Below are 1963 nucleotides of genomic sequence, written 5' to 3' on the forward strand. Positions count from 1 at the left end.
CGCGGGAGGGCCGGCGCGTGCTCGACCGGGGAGAGCAGGGCGGCGGGCAGCGGGACGAGCGCGGCGGCGGCCGGGGTCAAGAGGAAGGCCCCGGCGAGCAGGACGGGGTAGAAGGTGCCGCCGAAGCGGCGCCGGACGACCTGGTCACAGAGCGCGTAGAGCGCGGCGAGGAGTCCGAGGGCGCCCCACGTCGTGGGGCCGGTGAGGGCGGGCAGGGCGCAGAGCGCGGCGAGCAGGGCGGCACCGCCCACGCAGACCCGTGCCCTTGCCGGAACCGCCTCCATGACGCCCTCCCCGACCGTGCCCCGTCCGGGTGGAGCGTAGGACGGGGCACGGGGAGAGCGGGGGCTGGTCCGGTGGGATTAGCACGTTCGGGTGAGGAAGCGGCGGTCAGCTCTCGCCGGCGGCCGCGGTCACGTCATGCTCGGGGACGGTGCCGCCGGAGCGGATCAGCTCGATCCGGCCCATGACCTTGGCGCGCAGGTCGGCGGGGACGTCGTCGTGTCCGCAGCACCGCTTGACCAGCTTCTTGACGGCCTGCTCCAGACCGTACTTCTCCAGGCACGGGTGGCATTCCTCGAAGTGGTGCTGGAACTTGTCGCGGTCGACGTCCGGCATCTCACTGTCGAGGAACTCGTACAGATGGTCGAGGACCTCACTGCAGTTCGTCTCGTGCGGCTCTCCGCAGCTCATGAGCCCGAGCCTTTCGCTTCGTCCGACTCTCCGGCGCCCGCGGGGACCAGGCCGCGCTCACGCGCGTAGTCCTCCAGCATGCCGCGCAGTTGGCGGCGGCCCCGGTGCAGCCGGGACATCACCGTACCGATGGGTGTCCCCATGATGTCCGCGATCTCCTTGTACGCAAAGCCCTCTACGTCCGCGAGGTAGACCGCGATACGGAACTCCTCGGGGATCGACTGGAGCGCGGACTTCACGTCCGAGTCCGGGAGGTGGTCCAGCGCCTGGGACTCGGCCGAGCGCAGCCCCGTCGACATGTGCGACTCGGCGCGCGCGAGCTGCCAGTCCTCGATCTCCTCGGCCGCGCTGCGCTGCGGTTCCCGCTGCTTCTTGCGGTACGAGTTGATGAAGGTGTTGGTGAGAATCCGGTACAGCCACGCCTTGAGGTTGGTGCCTTCACGGAACTGGTGGAACGAGGCGTACGCCTTGGCATACGTCTCCTGCACCAGGTCCTCGGCGTCGGCCGGGTTGCGCGTCATGCGCAGCGCTGCCGAATACATCTGATCGAGGAATTCGAGCGCGTCCCGCTCGAAGCGCGCGCTGCGCTCCGTGCTGCTCTCGGCGCCCGTCCCCGCGCTCACGCCCTGGCCCTCGGGCTGCTCCGCCTGGCCGCTGCCGGCCCCTGCGTCGGTACCGGTGACCGGACCCACCTCCTCAAGTTCCCGCGCGAGGCCAAAACCAGCCCCACTCGTTTCGGAGGATAGAACACGACCCGTACCCACCGCCGCTCGAATCGGAGCGGTCTTGGCCGCGTGCAGCACCGTCCAGTCCAGGTCAGTACGGCTGCTGCGACTCGGACATGCGGTCGAACCCATGCGGCTGACTTCCTCTCCCGCGACGACGCCTCACCGGCGCTCCAGTACTTCTGTCCGGCACAACAGCGGTGCCCCGTCCGGCATTCCCGAGAGTCACCCGAGTGACGCGGCCCACCTGGTGACGGCGTCCGTCACGGTCTCCAGCGCGGCCTCCCGCGTCACGGGGGCCCGCTTCGGCACCGCGAAGGAGTGGTCCCCGTAGTCCACCTCGACCAGCTCGAAGCCGCCGTCGGGGAACTCCTCGGGGCGGCCGAAGGGATCGTGCCCGCCCTGGACGACGAGCGTGGGCACCCCGGCGCCGAGCAGTTCCCCGGCGCGGGACTTCTCCGGCTTGCCCGGCGGGTGCAGCGGGAAGCTCAGCGCGAGCACCGCGTGGGCGCCCAGCCCGGTGGCGGTGCGGCAGGCGACGCGGG

The 1963-nt window shown here is 70.9% G+C and carries 3 protein-coding genes and 1 pseudogene; all 4 read right to left on the reverse strand.

The window, feature by feature from the left end; translation table 11 throughout:
* Positions 1–284 (reverse strand): annotated as a pseudogene (locus tag GT030_RS15865) (metal-dependent phosphohydrolase); the annotation flags it as partial.
* Between the two features lie 106 nt (positions 285–390).
* Positions 391–693 (reverse strand): mycothiol system anti-sigma-R factor, encoded by a 303-nt coding sequence (gene rsrA, locus GT030_RS15870; protein ID WP_086693108.1) that lies wholly within the window; start codon positions 691–693, stop codon positions 391–393.
* Positions 690–1385: a sigma-70 family RNA polymerase sigma factor gene (locus GT030_RS15875; RefSeq protein WP_346009652.1), complete on the reverse strand. Its 696-nt coding sequence runs from the start codon at positions 1383–1385 to the stop codon at positions 690–692. Before GT030_RS15875 ends, rsrA begins: the two co-directional genes overlap by 4 nt.
* 258 nt (positions 1386–1643) lie before the next feature.
* Positions 1644–1963: alpha/beta family hydrolase (locus GT030_RS15880; protein WP_346009653.1), on the reverse strand; the 320-nt coding region annotated here is incomplete at its 5' end.

Source organism: Streptomyces sp. SID1328, from assembly GCF_009865595.1.
GTDB lineage: Bacteria > Actinomycetota > Actinomycetes > Streptomycetales > Streptomycetaceae > Streptomyces > Streptomyces griseoluteus.